An 18,783-nucleotide genomic window follows, 5' to 3' on the forward strand; every position below is an offset into this window, starting at 1 on the left:
GAAATGAGAATGTTAAATAGGATATATTGTTGTGCAGGATTTGCATTTCTGGTAGTATTATCTACCACCGCAAAAGAAAAAAGTTATGTTGACTATGTAGATCCTTTTATTGGTACTGGCGGTCACGGACATACATTTCCGGGAGCGGTAGTTCCTTTCGGAATGATCCAGCCCAGTCCGGATACACGTATAGATGGTTGGGATGCTTGTTCCGGATATTATTATGAAGATTCTATCATTAATGGTTTTTCTCATACCCATTTGAGCGGAACAGGTTGTGCAGATTATGGGGATATTTTATTGATGCCAACTGTGGGTAAACAAGAATATAATCCACAGGATAATAAGAGTCAGGTACTTCCTTACGCTTCGGGATTTTCGCATGATAATGAGATAGCCAGACCGGGATATTATTCCGTATTTCTGGATCGTTATAATGTGAAAACAGAGCTTACTGCTACGAAACGTGCAGCATTGCATCGTTATACTTTCCCGAAAAGTGATGAAGCCGGTTTTATTCTGGATTTGGATTATTCCATCCAATATCAAACTAACTCGGATATGCAGATAGAAGTGATCAGCACAACGGAAATCAGGGGACATAAATTAACTGCATATTGGGCGGCAGAGCAATCTATTAATTTCTATATGAAATGTTCGAAGCCATTTGAATGTCGTATAATAGAAGATACCATTATTGATCATGGCGGGAAACGGCAGCCACGTTGTAAGGCGTTGTTGAAATTCAAAACTCAACCGGATGAGCAAGTGATGGTGAAAATAGGTATTTCGGCTGTAGATATGAATGGGGCCCGTCAGAATCTGGAAAAGGAAATTCCAGAATGGGATTTTGAGGGTGTCCGTCAGAAAGCATCCCGGGAATGGGATAAATATTTGTCTAAAATAGATATAGCCACAAAGGATGATACCCACCGGAGAATCTTCTACACAGCTATGTATCATACAGCGATATGCCCGAATCTATTTATGGATGTGGATGGACGTTATCGGGGAATGGATCTGGAAAATCATCAAGGTGATGTACAGAAACCTATTTACACTATTTTCTCTTTATGGGATACGTTTCGTGCTCTTCATCCTCTTTTCTCTATTATTGATCCGCAATTGAATAATGATTTTATATACTCATTGCTCCAAAAGCATAAAGAAGGGGGAATATTTCCGATGTGGGATTTGGCTTCAAACTATACGGGGATAATGATCGGTTATCATGCTGTCTCATTAATAGCTGACGCTTATACGAAGGGGTATTCGGATTTTGACTTACATGAGGCATATAATGCGTGTCTGCGGGCGGCGGAGTTCGATATGTCAGGAATTAAGTGTCCTCCGTTGATTATGCACCATTTGATGCCGATGGCCAAATATTATAAGGACACCGTAGGTTATATACCTTGTGATCTTGAGAATGAATCGGTTGCAAAAGCGTTGGAATATGCTTATGATGATTATTGCATTTCTATTCTGGCAAAGGCGGTTAATGACGAGAAGAACTATGAGAAATACAGTCGCATGGCAAAAGCCTATAAATTGTATTTCGACCCTTCTGTCCGTTTTATGAGAGGAGTCGATTCTAAAGGAAAATGGGATGTTCCTTTTAATCCGAAAGCTTCTTCACATCGCAGTGATAATTATTGTGAAGGCAATGCATGGCAATGGACATGGTTCGTCCCTCATGATATTGATGGCTTAGTGCAGCTAATGGATGGAAAAGAAGCATTCATTGAGAAATTGGATTCTTTATTCACAATTGATTCCAGGCTGGAGGGTAGTAGTGCTTCTGCTGACATAAGTGGCTTTATTGGGCAATATGCACATGGAAATGAACCGAGTCATCATATTATTCATATGTATAATTATGTAAATAGGCCGTGGCGAACCCAGGAGTTGGTGGATCAAGTTTTTAAAGAATTATATCAAGATACACCGGATGGATTGTCCGGTAATGAAGATTGTGGACAGATGTCTGCATGGTATATACTAAATGCAATGGGATTTTATCAAGTTTGTCCGGGTAAACCTGTATACTCCATAGGGAGGCCGTTATTTGACCGTGTAGTGATAAACTTGGCGGATAATAAGTCATTCACTATCGTTTCAAAGAATAATTCAGAGGAAAATAAATATATTCAGTCGGTAACATTAAACGGAAAATCATTGAACACACCTTTTTTCAGTCATCAGGATATTGTATCCGGAGGTCGGCTTGAAATAGTAATGACTGACAAACCGACAAAATGGGGGATGAGATAAATGTATTCTATAACAATAAAATGATTAAATATGAAGGTTAAAATTATATTGAGTGGCTTAGGTTTGTTGGGACTGGTATCTTGTGGGGTTAAGACTCCTCCAGAGCAGAAAGGTGAACCTTTCGGAATCAATATTGCTTGCGCCGAGTTTGGTAATAATTTTCCCGGTGAGTGTGGTAAGGATTATGGTTATCCTACTGTGGAGGATTTGAAATATTGGCAAGAAAAAGGGTTGAGTCTGATCCGTATGCCTTTTAAATGGGAGCGTTTGCAGCATGAACCGGGAGGTAAACTTCACTCACCGGATTTGCAGGCTATCAAGGATTTTGTTACGGCTGCCGAACGATTGGATATGAAGGTTATATTGGATATGCATAATTATTGCCGCAGATATCATAATGGTAAAGTACAGATAATAGGGCAAGATGATATTACTAACGAACATTATGCTGGATTCTGGAAGAAAATGGCCGATGAGTTTAAAAACTATACGAATATTTATGGTTATGGGTTAATGAACGAACCTTATGATTTGGGTGAAGATATTTTCTGGATTAGTATGGCGCAGTCAGCTATTGATTCTATTCGTGTGTCAGATTCCAATACGGCCATAATAGTTGGTGGTAATCATTGGAGTTCTGCTTCTAAATGGAAGCATGTAAGTGATACACTCAAGTATTTGAAAGACCCGTCAGATAAATTGCTGTATGAGGCTCATTGCTATTTTGATAAAGATAATTCGGGGACATATAAATATAGTTACGAAGAAGAAGAGGGTACTCCTGATAAAGGGGTGGAACTAGTCACTCCTTTTGTCGAGTGGTTAAAGGAGAATGGTTTGAAAGGATTTATAGGTGAATATGGTATTCCGGTGAATGATCCGGATTGGGAAGTTACTTTGGATAATTTTCTGTCCTATTTGTCTGCAAACGGTATCAATGGGACATACTGGGCTTCCGGCTCTTGGTGGCCGGATGATGCAGTTATGGTGATTCCGACCTATAAAGGAGGGGTGGAGCGTTCTCAAGTAAAGATTCTGGAAAAGTATAAAGAAGCGAATATTATAAAATGAAGCGGTTACTTCTGACATATTTATTGCTGGCTTCATTTATGATTATGGCATTTCCTGCTGTGTCTGACTGGGGAAATATGATTCCGTTTAGTCATGGAGACCTTGAAGTAGATTGCAGTAAACGGTATTTGCAGCATGAAGACGGGACTCCGTTTCTATATTTAGGAGACACGGCGTGGGAGATGTTTGCCCGTTTGAGTGGAGAGGAAGCAGAGCGTTATTTGGAAAATCGCCGGTTAAAAGGTTTCACTGTAATTCAATCTGTTATTCTGACGGAGCTGGATGATTTCTCAACTATATCGGGAACGCCCCTGTTGACGGATGAGGCTAACATTACATTGAGTACTGATTATTTGGATCATGTTGATTATATTCTCCAAATGGCGGCATCAAAAGGATTGTATGTGGCTTTGTTACCAACATGGGGAGATAAAGTCGACAAACAGTGGGGGCGAGGTCCGGAACTGTTTAATGTAAAAAACGCTCGTGAATACGGTCGCTTTCTGGGAGCTCGTTATGTTTCTTATCCGAATATAATCTGGGTAATAGGAGGTGATAGAAGCGGTGGTGAGAAGAACAAAGATATTTGGAAAGCAATGGCTGAAGGTATCAGGGAAAAGGACTCCCGGCATTTAATGACTTATCATCCGCATGGAGAACATTCTTCATCCATGTGGTTTCATAATGAAACATGGTTAGATTTTAATATGTTTCAAAGCGGGCATTGCCAGGAGTCTTATGAAATTTATCGCCGATTGCTACTTCCGGATTTGTTCCTGGAGCCGAGGAAACCTGTGATGGATGGTGAACCTCGCTATGAAGACATACCCCGTAATTTCAGACCGAAGGATGGACGTTTTATGGCATATGATGTCCGAAAGTCTTTGTATCAGAGTATGTTGTCCGGAGCATGTGGTTATACTTATGGTTGCAATAATGTCTGGCAAATGTATACTGCTAAGTATATTCCGATGTGCGAAGCACGTATTCCCTGGTATGATTCTCTTGATTTGGAAGGTGCAGGACAATTGATTTACTTTCGTCGTTTGTGGAATATGTTTTCTTTTAAAAATGGAAAAACATTTTTCGGGATGATAAGTAGTGTAAAAGATGGAGTTGATGAAGCTGTGGCTTTTGGCGGAAATGACTATTTAGTGTGTTATTTCCCGGAAAGCGGGCGATGGAAACTGAACTTGAAGGATTGGAAAGCAGATTGCTATTCTTTAAGGTGGATGAACCCGCGTAATGGCTTGATATTTGAGGGAGGTATTGATTCAAGAGTAAGTTTGGAAATCAATACGCCGGATAATAGTGAAAAAGAAGATTGGGTATTAATATTAGAAAAATGATAAGGATAGTATTATGAAAAATTGTATGTTAAATGACTTGAAAGTTAAGCATGAAGTATTGCTTACTCGTAAGAATATACAGATGGAGACGACAAACGGCATTTATTGTCGTTATAAATATCCTGTATTGACAGCTGATCATGCGCCATTGATCTGGCGTTATGATTTTAACCCGGTAACCAATCGTTTTATGGAGGAACGCATCGGAGTTAATGCAGTGATGAATTCTGGTGCCATTAAGTTGGATGGTAAATATTATTTAATGGTTCGTGTGGAAGGCATGGACCGTAAGTCATTTTTTGCTATAGCTGAAAGCGATAGTCCGGTAGACCGTTTCAGGTTTTGGGATTTTCCGGTACTGATGCCGGAAACGGAGATTCCTGATACAAATATGTATGATGCCCGGCTCACTGCTCATGAAGATGGCTGGATTTATGCAATTTTCTGTGCGGAACGCAAGGATCCGGCTGCCCGTCCGGGAGATTTATCTTCGGCGGTGGCATTTGCTGCAATTGCCCGAACAAAAGATCTGAAAAACTGGGAACGTTTACCGGACCTGGTGACGAAGAGTCAGCAACGTAATGTAGTGCTGCATCCGGAGTTTGTGGATGGTAAATATGCGTTGTATACTCGTCCGCAGGATGGATTTATAGATGCGGGAAATGGCGGTGGTATAGGATGGGCGCTCGTTGATGATATTACTCATGCCGAAGTCAAAAAGGAAAAGATTATTAATTCCCGCTTTTATCATACCATCAAGGAACAGAAAAATGGAGAAGGTCCGCATCCTATCAAAACCTCAAAAGGGTGGTTGCATCTGGCTCATGGTGTGCGCGGGTGTGCTGCAGGTTTGAGATATGTTTTATATTTGTATATTACTTCGTTGGAAGATCCGACGGAGGTGATAGCTGAACCGGCCGGTTATTTTATGGCTCCGGTCGGTGAAGAAAGAGTGGGAGACGTTTCTAACGTGTTGTTTGCGAATGGCTGGATAAGAGACGAGAATAAAGTATATATTTATTATGCTTCATGTGATACCCGTATGCATGTGGCGGAAACTGATATTGAACATTTGTTGGATTATTGTTTCAACACACCGGCAGATGATTTCCGTTCAATAAAATCAGTCCAGAATATATATAAGTTAGTGAATAAGAATAAGGCATATTTAGCTTCTTTAAAGTAGGTTGTTATGGAAAATGAACATATTAAACTGAAGGAGAAGATTGGATATGGATTAGGGGACGCGGCTTCTTCTATGTTTTGGAAGTTGTTTACTATGTATCTGTTGTTCTTTTACACGGATGTGATAGGACTTTCGGCTGCAGTGGTGGGTACTATGTTTTTGGTTACTCGTATTTGGGATACATTTCTGGATCCTTTTATCGGTGTTTTGGGAGATCGTACAGAAAGTCGTTGGGGGAAATTTCGGCCTTATCTGTTGTGGGTGGCTGTTCCGTTTGGAATTTGTGGAATCCTAACTTTCTCTTCATGGGGGGAAAGTGAAACTGCTAAGATTGTTTATGCTTATGTTACTTATACGTTGATGATGATGATTTATTCCTTGATTAACGTACCATATGCATCTTTATTGGGAGTCATGTCGGTCAATCCGCAGACTCGTACGGAGTTTTCTTCCTATCGTATGACTTTTGCTTTCGGGGGCAGTATACTCGTTCTGGCATTAGTTGAGCCATTGACTGACTTCTTTAGTAGGATGAAGCTGGTTGATGGTTTACCTTCAATGGCTTTCGGTTGGCAGATGGCTGCCGTCGTTTTTGCTGTTATGGCCACTTGTATGTTCTTGTTGACTTTTCTGTGGACAAAGGAGCGGATTCGTCCGATTCTTGAAAAGAAAAGTTCTCTGAAGAGTGATTTGAAAGATTTGGGAGTGAATAAACCTTGGTGGATTCTTTTAGGAGCCAGCGTGATGGTGCTTGTGTTCAACTCTTTGCGTGATGGTGCAGCTGTGTTTTATTTCAAATATTATGTGGAGGGGGCGGACTTATGGTCGTTTTCCATCATGGATGCGTCACTGACTTTGATCACTATTTATTTGGTGCTGGGGCAGGCTTTTAATATCGTCGGCATTTTATGTGTACCGGCTCTGACGCGTGCGATAGGTAAAAAACTAACATTTCTTTCTGCCATGGCGGTTGCAACGGTATTGAGTATTATTTTTTATTTCTTACCTAAAGATATGGTTGTTGCTATCCTGTCGATGCAGATTCTGATTAGTTTCTGTGCAGGTATCGTTTCGCCGCTGATGTGGTCCATGTATGCAGATATAGCCGATTATTCGGAATGGAAAACGGGACGTCGGGCGACGGGGTTAATCTTTTCATCTTCATCTATGTCTCAAAAGCTTGGTTGGACGATAGGAGGTTCTTTGAGTGGCTGGCTATTGTTCTATTTCGGTTTTGAGGCAAATGTGGTTCAGACGGAAACAGCATTGACTGGCATTTGCCTGATGATGAGCGTTCTGCCTGCATGTGCTACATTATTTTCTGTTTTATTCATTTCGGGATATCCGTTAAATGAAAAGAAAATATCGGAGATTACGAAAGAGTTGGAAGTCCGTAGAAAAGAAGTTTGAAAGAAGATATAAAAGAAAAAGATGTTATATATTTTGTATGGCTGGTGACTTTGTGGCGTACGGACGCTGGAAAGGTGAAAGTGATCGGTGCATAAAGATTGTCAATTTAGTTGGAAAGGATAAAGTTATGTTATTGAGAATATATTTATCATATTTGTGTTTCTTTTTAGTAATGTATTCACCTGCTCTGCAGGCACAGCCGTCCAGACAAATGGTGGAAGTAGGGATTTCACCTCAACAGAAGAAATTTGATTATTCTCTGGGTGAACAAGTTGATTTTAATGTTACTGTCAAGGTGTCGGGTATTCCGGTTAGGAGCGTGGTCACTTATTCGATAGAAGAGGATATGATGGAGCCTTTGAAACAAGATTCGTTGATGTTGCCGGATGGAACCGGACGTATTAAGGGCGGGACGATGAAAAAAAGTGGATTTTTGCGTTGTAAGGTTGAGGCTGTTTATGACCATTGCCGTTATGAAGGCCTGTGTACGGTAGGTTTTGAGCCGGAAAAGTTGGTGCCGACAGTTATAATGCCGACAGATTTTAATGCTTTTTGGGATAGGCAGTTGGCAGAGACAGCTTGTGTACCTATGAATGTCCGGTTGCAATTAATTCCGACTTCTTGTACAGAGAACGTCAATGTCTATCATCTTGGTTTGGGGGTATTTGCCTCGAATACCAGAGTATATGGTATCCTTTGTGTACCGAAGAAAGAGGGGAAGTATCCGGCTATTTTGAAAGTACCCGGGGCGGGTGTACGCTCATATACAGGTGATGTGGCTACGGCTGAAAATGGTTTTATAACTTTAGAACTAGGTATCCATGGTATTCCGGTGAACTTGCCGCAAACTGTGTATGATGCTTTAGCCAATGGTGCACTAAATGGTTATCCCACGATGAATATGGATTCTCGTTCTAATTTTTATTATCGGCGAGTTTATTTGAGTTGCGTGAGGGCGGTTGATTATTTAGCTACGTTACCACAGTATGACGGGACTAATCTGTTTGTGGCTGGAGGAAGTCAAGGGGGGCACTGTCTATTGTAACGGCAGCGTTGAATCCGAAAGTAAAGGCAATTATGACCTTTTATCCCGCACTTTGTGACCTGACTGCTTATCTTTGTGGTCGTGCAGGTGGGTGGCCGCATTATTTCCGTAATTGTGAGGAAAATCCGGCATTGAAATCCAAAGTGGAAACTGCAGCTTATTATGATGTTGCTAATTTTGCAAGGAGACTTGATGTGCCTTGTTATATGTCGTTTGGGTATAATGACATAGTTTGTCCGCCTACAACAATCTATAGTACATATAATATGATTCAGTCAGAGAAGAAACTATTCGTGGTAGAGGAGACAGGACATTATAATTATCCGGAACAATGGAATAAAGGTTGGGATTGGATGATGAAGTTCAGAAAATAAAAATAGTTTGAAATGAAAAAAATAAGTAGTTTACTTTTGTTGCTTGTGCTCGTTTGTTTTTATGGAAATGCACAGAATAAAGATCGATATACGATATTATTGTCGGGGGCATCTTTTGCCGAACCCAATAATAAATGGTTTGAGATGGGATGCCGGGCATTGGGAACTGTACCTGTTAACCGTGCAGTATCCAGCGAGTCGATTGCGAATACGGCTAACCGAATGGCTGAAGGAACACTCTATTCTTCTAAAGAATTGGATGAAATTGATGTGTTTGTCATCATGCAGGTACATGATAAAGATGTATTTCATTCGGATCATCTGAAAGAAAATTATAAAGATTATGTGCTTCCTTTTGATGCTTCCGATTATGCTGCGTGTTATGATTATGTTATCAAGCAGTATATATCCGAATGTTACAATCAGAAGTTTAATTTGGTGTCAAAGTACTATAACTCACCATATGGAAAACCGGCGTTGATTGTATTGTGTACTCATTGGAACGATAGTCGTCCGATGTTCAATAGTACTATACGTATGCTTGCAGAGAAGTGGGGGTTTCCAGTTGTTGAGTTTGACAAATACATTGGTTTCTCGAAGAGGCAGAAACATCCTGTGACAGGTGAGCAGTTTAGTCGTATTTTTACAGGCGGTGATACGCAGGTTGCTTATGGTGAAGTTTATGGGTGGCATCCGTTACATGGAGAGAAATCTTATATACAGCAACGTATGGCTGCTATCTTTGCGGATACGATGCGCCGGATTTTATTGCCAAAGGAGTTTATCAGTGAATGAAATTTTGTGAGATGGCTGTGGCAGAAATTGTATTATAGTTTCGGTTGTGTAAATATACTGGCGATTGTTAGTGTGAAATAAGTATTAGTTTTTTATTTATTAATATGAATGAAAAGGTTCCCGATATTATTATTGTCGGGAGCCTTTTTTTATTTTCAGGTATTATAAATTAATACCACTGTGTATGCCACATAACAAAGTATCATAATCCCTCCTTCGATTCTTGTAATCGTTCTCTTGGCAAAGAACAACCCGAATAACCAAAGCAGAATACCGGAACCTACTAATGTAAACAAGTCGAAATTGGTGATTCCGCTAAGGTGGAGAGGAGTGATGCTCGCGCTGCATCCCAGTACAAAGAATATATTGAAGAGGTTACTACCAATCACATTTCCAATGGCAATTTCCGGATTTTTCTTTAATGCGGCAACGATAGACGTAGCCAGTTCCGGGAGAGAAGTCCCTCCTGCAACCAGTGTCAGTCCGATAATCGATTCGCTGACACCCAGGTTGCGGGCGATGCCCGTGGCACCGTCGACAAACAACTGCCCTCCATAAATAAGGGCGGCCAAGCCTCCGATGATGTAAAGAATGGATTGCCACCAAGGCAGTGATTTGATTTCTGTTTCCTCTTCTATGACCGGATGTTCTGCCTGTTGTTCCGTTGTAACCGGCTTGGAAGCGATGGCAAAAGTGTAGCCCATGAAAATGACAAAGAAGCAAAGCAACAACAAGCCGTCTACTCTGTTCAGGATATTCTCCGGAGCTTTATCCAAAAATACATCATTGGCACAAATCAGCAAGACAATAGAAGAAAGTATGCAGAGCGGAATCTCTTTTCTAAGTGTATTGCGGGTGATGACAATCGGGGCGAATAATGCCGTGCAGCCTACAATCATCAATGTATTGAAAATGTTACTTCCCACCACGTTGCCTATGGCAATATCCGCGCTTCCTTTGAGAGCAGAAGATACACTGACCGTCAGTTCCGGGGCAGAAGTACCGAATGCAACGATGGTAAGTCCGATCACGATGGGAGGGATGCGGAAACGCTTGGCTACCGAGGCGGCACCGTCTGTTAATCCGTTAGCTCCTAGAAGAATGAGGATTAATCCCCCGATAAGTAATAATATATTCATGCTTTTTCTCTTTTAGTGGCAAAGATAATCAATTTGGAAATGGTAATGTCAAAAACAATCCGTATGTTTGCTCTGTTTTTATGAAAAGTTAGATTAACCTTAAATTATAACCAAGGGATATAAGGTATGGAAATAAATAAAATAAAACGGTCGTTACTGATGTTGTTCCTTTCTTTTTTGGCAATCGGGGCGCAGGCACAGTTGGAACAGGCGGTTAAGAAGATATTTGCCGGAGATACAATAACGAACGGACACGTTCCTTTGAAACGGGATTCGGACTCTATCCATCTGGCGGATATGCGGAAATCGTTGGAAGAAGCCCGGCTCAATGAGGCGAATATGCGGATGGAAATGGAGCAGATGAAGCTCCAGATGGCTACTGCCGACTCCGTCAAGTATGTACAGCAGCGACAGCGTATCGACTCTCTGCGTCAGTTCACTAAGGGAATACCGGTAGTGGCGGACGGTGATACCTTATTCTACCTTTTCACCAAACGAGGCGGATATACTCCTCAGCAACGTGCCCAAATGACCGGTGCAGCGATTGAAGAGATAGGAAGACGCTTTAATCTACAACCCGACTCTGTGGCTATCGACCATTCGGACATTGTTTCCGATTTGATGTACGGCAGCAAAGTACTGCTTTCTCTTACCGATCAGGATGCTTTGTGGGAAGGAGTTTCCCGTGATTCGTTGGCTAAGGAAAGACAGCAGAACGTCATTACCAAACTGCATGAGATGAAAGCGGAGCACGGACTTTGGCGGATGGCAAAGCGTGTGCTCTATTTTGTGTTGGTAATTGTGGGACAGTATTTCCTGTTCCGCTTGACCAACTGGTTGTTCCGTAAACTGAAAGCGCGTATCCTGCGCCTGAAAGATACGAAGATAAAACCGGTATCCATCCAGGGGTATGAATTGCTGGATGCGCAGAAACAGGCGAACCTGTTGGTATTCCTGTCCAGTATCGGGCGGTATATATTGATGGGATTGCAACTACTGTTTACCGTACCGTTGATTTTCATCATCTTCCCCCAGACGGAAGGACTGGCATACCAACTGTTAGGATATATATGGAATCCGATTCGCGGTATCTTTGTGGGTATTATCGACTATGTGCCCAAATTGTTTACTATCATCGTTATCTGGTATGCCGTGAAATACTTGGTACGTCTCGTCTTGTATCTGGCACGTGAGGTGGAAGCAGGACGGCTCAAAATCAACGGCTTCTACCCGGACTGGGCGATGCCAACTTTCCATATCGCTCGTTTCCTGCTCTATGCATTTATGATTGCGATGATTTATCCTTATCTCCCGGGTTCCGATTCCGGAGTGTTCCAAGGTATTTCGGTATTTGTCGGATTGATTGTTTCGCTCGGATCAAGTACGGTTATTGGCAATATCATCGCTGGATTGGTTATCACTTATATGCGTCCGTTTAAGATGGGTGACCGGATTAAATTGAATGATACCACCGGAGATATCATCGAAAAGACTCCTCTAGTGACACGTATTCGGACTCCTAAAAATGAGGTTGTGACTGTTCCCAATTCATTTATCATGTCGTCTCATACGGTAAACTACAGTACTTCGGCACGTGAATATGGACTGATTATTCACTCGGAAGTATCTATCGGTTATGATATTCCCTGGCGACAGGTTAATCAGATACTGATTGATGCTGCGTTGAATACTCCCGGAGTGGTGGATGATCCGCGTCCGTTTGTGTTAGAGACTTCTTTGAGCGACTGGTATCCGGTCTATCAAATTAATGCTTATATCAAACAAGCAGATAAAATGGCACAGATTTATTCGGATTTGCATCAGAATATTCAGGATAAATTTAATGAAGCCGGCATTGAAATTATGTCGCCGCACTATATGGCTGTACGGGATGGAAATGAGACAACCACTCCCAAAGAGTATCAGAAAAGTAACAATCCTTCCAATAAGGCGGGGGAAGAAAGTAAATCTGAATAGTTATTACTGTCGCCGCCATTATTGCTGTTGTGTTGTATAATGAATATCAAAACGTCCGTTAGTCAGACGTTTGCCGTTGCCGAAGGTTGCACTGATAATATTCAATTCTGGGTCGAAATGGCTTATAAAAGCTGTTCCGTCTTCCAGTTCTTCTCCTCTGAACCGTATATCGGTGAGAGTTGCTTCTTTGCCTTCCTGGGGAGATAAAATGATGAAGTGTATGTTGATGTCAGGTTTGACGGAAACATTGACGGATAGTTTGTCCTCCTCCGGATAGTAGTGGAATGAATCATACGTCCAGACATACGAGTGCCCCCAATTCAGGTATCGTCCTCCCACATAAATCCATCCGTCCATCAGACAGCCAAAGGTGTTGGCACCTGTAGTGGTGACAGAAGGTAAAACTGTGATGTCAATCGATTCATCTTCCGTACAGCTCCAAAAGCTGATAATGGAAAAAAGAATGAGTATATATTTCTTCATAGTGCTTTTTTTGAGTGAATGTTAGAAATAATAGGATAATCCCGTAGTGAAATTTATTCGTGTGAGGTTGGTATCATTATTGCCATCGAGTTTTACAATAACCCTTTCTCCGTGATAGTGGGTTCTAATTCTAAGCAGTTCACTATACATATATTGTACTCCTAGACTGACTCCCAGATTGGGATTCAGTTTATAGGTAAGATTGGCATTGGTCAGGAGACCAATAGTGAAGGCTTTCACTTTCCGTGTTTTGCCGAACACCTCACTGTTGTTCCGTAGAATGACTCCACCGGGACCAGTTGTTACGCGGATTTGCCAATGTTTGGTGTTGGCATTACACATTCCGATTTGAGTACCAATGAAATGAACCCATAAATGGTCCTTCCCTTCAGGATGACTTCCTTTGGAAGAAAATCCGGAGTAGATTCCTCCAAAGACAAAACGTTTGAGAGGGCGGAAATTATATTGTCCATCCCAGCTTACGCCTTGTGCGAGTGTACGTTGGTAACTGTGGGTACTTAACGTGAGTGTAGGAGGGTGATGGAACATAACACCGTAGCCCGCGTGAAAAGAGAACTCGTGTCGCTCAAAATCTCTCTGTGAGAAAAGTAGAGTGTGACAGGACAAGGTGAATGCGATTAGTAATAGAATGGCTTTTATGAGTGTTTGATTCATCTGGATTAGTTTAGATTGTGTTTCTTTTTTGCAAAAATAGAAAATAGTTCAGACTTTCTCACAGCGAATCAGAACTTTTTGCCCATTATTTAATGTACTGGCAAATAAGTAGGTATCTCCTCCTTCAGCCAAATGGATTCGTTTGCGGAGTTCGGCTACTGTGGCGGGGAAGTTACGGACAGTTACATTTGCTTTTTTCAGGTCTGCCAGATTCTCCTTTACTTCTTTTTTATTGAAACTGCACTGGTTGACAATACGGAATATTCTTCCGGGGAAGTTTTCAATGAAAGTATCGGAAGTATAAAGATGGCTATTGGGATGCAGTTTGCGGACAGGATAGGCTGCTGCAATGCTTCGGAAAGCACCGGCTTTCAGAAGGGAGGCATTCGGTTCGTAAAGATAGGTTTCTAAAGAATCCGTATATGTGCATTCGCTGCATTGTTCCTGTTCGCGGGTGAATACAAAGTGTTGTTCTTCTTGAGTCCCTTTCGTGGAGAGGTTCACGCAATGAATGGAGATTTCTGTCGGTGATGTTTGTCCGAGTAGGATAAGTAGTTCCTTACATTCGTTGTTGACGGACAGAATGTGAACTTCCTGTGTCTGTTTCAACTCCTTCAGTGCCAATGAAAGATCGAGCATGGGGGAGAGTTTTATCATTACCCGGTTGGCTTTTTGAAGTAAAAGCTCTTCCAGTTCGGCTACGTTTGGTTCGCAGTCGGAGATGGCAACCGTTTTTCCGCCGTGCTCATTGCGACGCGCGGGGTCGAGGAAAAGGCAGTCTACGGGGGACATTGCTTGCAGGTAGGTTACTCCATCTTCGTTTTTTATGTTTATATGGTTTAGATTCAGTACGGGAAAGTTATGTGCTGCTATTTCGCAGAGTTCTTCCTGACGTTCTACGTAAGTGGCGGATTTGAATCCGGTGGCAAGAAAAGAACAGTCAATGCCGAATCCGCCGGTGAGGTCGGTCAGAGAATCTCCCTGCAAAAGACGTGCTTTGTAGCGGGCGGTGATTTCTGAAGAGCATTGTTCCAGCGACAGATGTTTCGGATACCATATCTTTTCTATTTCCCACCATGAGGGAATCTTTTCGGCTGCTACCTTCCTTCCTGCAATTTGGGTGATGGCAGTTGGCATATCTATATCCGGGTACTTTTTAGCTTGTAAAGCCAGCACACGTACATCGTCCGATGAATGTTCGCGAATAAAAAGTTGGGTTTCAGGAGAGATTTGCATCATGGTGTTATTGTGTTATAGGATATTACAATGAATCGTCGAGCTCTGATTATGGGGTTGTTGAGTGTCGGTTATGGTATTAACTTATACTTCTGTTTGGCTACGTCCCGGCTGCAAAAATTGAAATGCCACCATTCGCTGGGTAATGCACGGAATCCGGCCTCTTTCATCACTTTTCGTAGCAGTAACCGGTTCTGACGCTCTGTTTCACTCATTTTTCCATTATGTACCAATCCGATCTCGTCTGTGATGTGTGCTTCCATGCCTAAGTGGTCTACTTTGGTTCCCATCGGCAGGGGTTGTCCCAGAGAGTCTTGGATGCTGATGTCTACTGCCAGTCCGTAGTTGTGTAACCCGCCTCCACGGTTGGGGTTGGAGACATATTTATATTTGGACGTTCCTTCCACTACGTTCCACATCTTTTTCTGTACCGACATGGGACGTGCCGCATCGTAAATGATAAGACTATAAGACGGGTGTAGTTTCTTTAAGGCTTTTTGTGCTTCTATCAGAGCGTATGCCGCATCCGGATGCAGGTAGGCTTCCGTTAAGTTGTCGTAAAGCACTTCGCCTGTGAAATTATCAGCCTGTGTATACATCAGTTTTACAACGAGACTGCTATCCAGGTCAGCTATATTGACGAGTCCTAATGAGTCCATGTAGAGAGCCATTTCGCTTCGTTCCGGTGGTGAGATGATGGAACATTCTTCGCATGGTTGTATATCCTCCGTCGTTTGTTCGTATTCCATGAGGGGAGTGCTCTCCTTTTCCTTATGGCTGGAAAAGAAGGAGCATCCTGTCAGCAGTAAACAGAAAATAGCTAAACTATATTTTAGAATAATCATTCAACCTTTTGTATTTAGTGTGCCAAAGATACTTCTTTTTGGCTTTAGCTCCAATAAGCTACCTCTCTTACCGTTGGATATTAGCTACTGCTTTCTTCAGATTGGCCACTCCTTTCCATGCGTCAAGCAGGTGCAAAACGTGTTCGTCTTCGGCTTTGCTGTGGTTGATGGATAACAGCTCTGCATATATTTCTAGTAATTTCTTTAAGTCTTTGACAGGCTTTTCTGGAAGTCCGGTCAACATTGCCACGATTAGTTTCTCTAATTCCCGGTTATGCAGCGGACTGACGTTTATCATTTGTTGCTGTATCAGGTCAGTGAGTCTTTTCAGCGGTCCCCAGCCGGTATGTTGATGCGAACCTAAGATACTGCCTATGCGTCCACTGTCTATGGAGCCTTGACCTACACGCTCTATCCAGATTTCGGCTGCATAGGAACGGGAAGTTTTATCGGCTACCAGCATGCAAGTGGCTTCCAGCAGGTAAGACACTTCGTGCCATGTATGCCTTAACTGATGAAGCGCTTCAATAGCAGCTTGGGTGATACCTGCTTCCCTTACCTCATTTAACGTCGGGGCGTATATGGCACTGCGGATGCACCATACCAATAGTGGCTCCGGTATATTGGGAGTTAACCATGCCAAACGTGGTAAGTCGTTCTGTATGTCGTCAAAACGTTCTATCTGTGGGTACATTTCAACCAGTAACGGATGCGGATCGTATGAATAGTAACTGACTCTTTCATTATATTTGTCTTTATTGATGACATGAGAGTTCTCGCTTTCCGGAATATCGAAAGTAAGAGTTGAACAAATCCATTCTACCGTTTTCTTGTTATAATCCGTGTACGAGTCAGTATACTGATAGGTTCTCCATTTAAAGTTTCCAGTCAGAAATTCACGTGGACTTTTATTGTAAGAGAAGTCTTTAAATTCAGAATAGATTGTTTCCGGTGATTTCATTAATCCTGCCATCATCCACCAGGAAGGATGATTGAAAGGTGGTTGGGGGAGTACATCTTTTTCTCCCAGCAAAAAAGTGAGCAGGTGCCGGTATTCTCCTTTCAAACTTCGGAGGAGCAGAGGAAGCTCTTGCGACGAACTTTCCAGTGCCACTCGTGAAAGTGCTGTTTGCATATCCATATCGTCCGGTTCGGCATTTGCCTGCTGATATTGTTTTAACCTTTCTATCAGGGTTTCCGGAGCGATAAACATCGGTGTATGAGTGGGAGTGGACAATAGGGGCAAAGGTTTCTCCTTGCTTTCCAGAAGGTCTAATGTCCGGCATAACAGTTGCTTATGAACGGGGAACTTTATTTTTTTGTTCGTCTTTTCACGAATGGTGAGTTTTTGCAGATTACGATACCCCCATTTGCCTTTTTGAAGTTCGTCTTTTTGTACCATTTTCAGATGTAAGTTGTTTAACTCTTGGGCTTCTTCAGGGAAACGTTTAATCAGCAGTTTGGCATAGTCAAGGAGGAAGGTGGCCATTAACTGGTCTAATATACCATTTCGGGAACTTCCTCCGCTCATCAGCAATTTGTAGGCACGTTGGAGAATAGGGGTCCATTGAGAGATTTGTTTTGCTTCCTGTTGCCAGTCCCATTTCACTAAGGCTCCGAGTAACAGGTCGAAGTGATAGATCTCGTTCACGTCGAGCACTTGGCTGGCTAGAAATATCAGGTCTTCAGTGGAAGTGATTTCCTGTATCCGGTTGTCTTCACGGATGATAGGGAGTATTGGCTCATACGTGAAAGAGGCGGAATCTTCCGGCTCGTTATTCTCCAAATACGCTTTCAGCTCCTTTTTAGTATTAGCCAACATGGTTTCCGTATATATGGAAAGTATCTCTTTTAATGTGGTGGATGCCGTCTCTCCATACGTCTGAATAAGTTTGACTATCTTGCTTTGGGTGGATTCTTCCCGGCTCATCAGTCCTTGTGCGGCTGCACAACAGATAGTGTCGCGATGTTCTTTTCTTTCTTTTGCCAGCTTATGGAGTACTGCCAGTGTGTTTTGGTGAATCGCTTTCACGTCCGAAGCAAAAAGCACGGAAGTCTGACTTAGAAACTCTTCAGCCTGGAATTGTGGGTGAGTGCATAAGTTCTTCAGCAGTCCGAGTATGATATTTACCGGACGGCTGTGAGGGGCGGACAGAACGGCAAACATTTCCGGTTGTAGTGTTAGTTGTTCTTCTGTACTGGGGTTAAGTGCGGTAAACATGCCTGCAAACCAACTGCTTAGGTTTTTGTTCAGATTCCGGTTGACGGCAAGCAGAGATTCTTTTAATACACGCATACGATCTAGTTGACCGTGTTCTACGAAGTATCTGAAAGAGAAATAAGGCTGTCCGCCTGTACGATTATCCGTCCAGTTTTGTCCGCAATCGTATTGGAACAGATACCAGATATGTTCTTTGAGTGTGATTGCCCGCTTTTGCAGGAAATCGGTATTGTTCATGTAGTTCACCAGATAACCGGCGATGGTTTGCGGAGAGGGTGTTAGGGTGAGTACTCCCTGTTCTATCCAATCCATCAGAGTTTCGTAATTCATTCCATAGAAACCGCCAAATTCCCTGCTTTCACCCTCTTTGAAGAAACTGTCGAGCCAGGAAGGAATATACCACGGAATCAATTCGTTCAGCTGTTCTGTATAGATTCCCCATTCGTGTTTGCGGAATTCTTTTAGCGAATAGATGACGAGGGCGGTAAGATTGATGATACGATGCTGTTCGGGAGTTCCGCGTGTACCGTATGTATTCTCGTTAAGTTGCACGAATTTATTGTAGTGTTCTTCCAATTTGTTAAGGCAGGGAACAAGCGTTTTTCGTTCTTCCTGCGTTAATCCTTGCAGAAAAGGGATGATGGCATCGCCTTGTCCTTTTTCTACTATCTCGTTGAGGCGTTCTTCTATGGTCATAATCATG

13 protein-coding genes and 1 pseudogene are annotated in these 18,783 nt (G+C 42.3%); 8 read left to right on the forward strand and 6 right to left on the reverse strand.

Annotated features, from left to right (window positions below; translation table 11 throughout):
* The first annotated feature begins 3 nt into the window (after positions 1–3).
* The 7 genes and pseudogenes from DWZ47_RS01755 to DWZ47_RS01785 all read left to right on the forward strand — a co-directional run bounded on the left by DWZ47_RS01755 (position 4) and on the right by DWZ47_RS01785 (position 9,504).
* Positions 4–2,274, forward strand: a complete 2,271-nt coding sequence (locus DWZ47_RS01755; protein WP_117512169.1) for a GH92 family glycosyl hydrolase — start codon at positions 4–6, stop codon at positions 2,272–2,274.
* 30 nt (positions 2,275–2,304) lie between these two features.
* A complete protein-coding gene (locus DWZ47_RS01760; RefSeq protein WP_117512170.1) occupies positions 2,305–3,345 on the forward strand; it encodes a glycoside hydrolase family 5 protein in 1,041 nt (346 codons plus the stop codon).
* Positions 3,342–4,694 carry a DUF4038 domain-containing protein gene (locus tag DWZ47_RS01765; RefSeq protein ID WP_117512171.1) on the forward strand — a complete coding sequence of 451 codons (1,353 nt, stop codon included), beginning with the start codon at positions 3,342–3,344 and terminating at the stop codon, positions 4,692–4,694. Before DWZ47_RS01760 ends, DWZ47_RS01765 begins: the two co-directional genes overlap by 4 nt.
* Positions 4,695–4,707: 13 nt before the next feature.
* Positions 4,708–5,880, forward strand: a complete 1,173-nt coding sequence (locus DWZ47_RS01770; protein WP_117512172.1) for a glycosidase — start codon at positions 4,708–4,710, stop codon at positions 5,878–5,880.
* A 6-nt stretch (positions 5,881–5,886) separates the two neighbouring features.
* Positions 5,887–7,290 (forward strand): MFS transporter, encoded by a 1,404-nt coding sequence (locus DWZ47_RS01775; RefSeq protein ID WP_117512173.1) that lies wholly within the window; start codon positions 5,887–5,889, stop codon positions 7,288–7,290.
* 529 nt (positions 7,291–7,819) lie between these two features.
* Positions 7,820–8,709 (forward strand): annotated as a pseudogene (locus DWZ47_RS01780) (acetylxylan esterase).
* A 12-nt stretch (positions 8,710–8,721) separates the two neighbouring features.
* Positions 8,722–9,504, forward strand: a complete 783-nt coding sequence (locus tag DWZ47_RS01785; protein WP_117512174.1) for a DUF5040 domain-containing protein — start codon at positions 8,722–8,724, stop codon at positions 9,502–9,504.
* Positions 9,505–9,659: 155 nt separating this feature from the next.
* On the opposite strand, the gene DWZ47_RS01790 is transcribed toward DWZ47_RS01785, so the two are convergent.
* A complete protein-coding gene (locus DWZ47_RS01790) occupies positions 9,660–10,643 on the reverse strand; it encodes a calcium/sodium antiporter (protein WP_117512175.1) in 984 nt (327 codons plus the stop codon).
* Positions 10,644–10,769: 126 nt separating this feature from the next.
* Between DWZ47_RS01790 and DWZ47_RS01795 the strand changes: the two genes are divergently transcribed.
* On the forward strand, positions 10,770–12,620 hold the full coding sequence (locus DWZ47_RS01795) for a mechanosensitive ion channel family protein (protein WP_117512176.1): 1,851 nt from the start codon (positions 10,770–10,772) through the stop codon (positions 12,618–12,620).
* Between the two features lie 18 nt (positions 12,621–12,638).
* Here the strand turns inward: DWZ47_RS01795 and DWZ47_RS01800 are convergent, their stop codons facing one another.
* From DWZ47_RS01800 to DWZ47_RS01820, 5 genes are all read right to left on the reverse strand, one after another.
* Positions 12,639–13,103, reverse strand: coding sequence for a hypothetical protein (locus DWZ47_RS01800; protein WP_004302605.1), 465 nt, complete (start codon positions 13,101–13,103; stop codon positions 12,639–12,641).
* 21 nt (positions 13,104–13,124) lie between these two features.
* A complete protein-coding gene (locus tag DWZ47_RS01805) occupies positions 13,125–13,778 on the reverse strand; it encodes a hypothetical protein (RefSeq protein WP_004302604.1) in 654 nt (217 codons plus the stop codon).
* A 48-nt stretch (positions 13,779–13,826) separates the two neighbouring features.
* The gene (locus DWZ47_RS01810) at positions 13,827–15,017 is read right to left on the reverse strand and encodes a THUMP-like domain-containing protein (RefSeq protein WP_008646625.1); all 1,191 of its coding nucleotides are present in this window, start codon (positions 15,015–15,017) and stop codon (positions 13,827–13,829) included.
* Positions 15,018–15,085: 68 nt separating this feature from the next.
* A complete protein-coding gene (locus DWZ47_RS01815; RefSeq protein WP_117512177.1) occupies positions 15,086–15,859 on the reverse strand; it encodes a M15 family metallopeptidase in 774 nt (257 codons plus the stop codon).
* A gap of 67 nt (positions 15,860–15,926) precedes the next feature.
* Positions 15,927–18,776, reverse strand: coding sequence for a DUF6493 family protein (locus DWZ47_RS01820; RefSeq protein ID WP_117512240.1), 2,850 nt, complete (start codon positions 18,774–18,776; stop codon positions 15,927–15,929).
* Between the last annotated feature and the right edge of the window lie 7 nt (positions 18,777–18,783).

The organism is Bacteroides sp. AF32-8BH (assembly GCF_003435205.1).
GTDB lineage: Bacteria > Bacteroidota > Bacteroidia > Bacteroidales > Bacteroidaceae > Bacteroides > Bacteroides ovatus.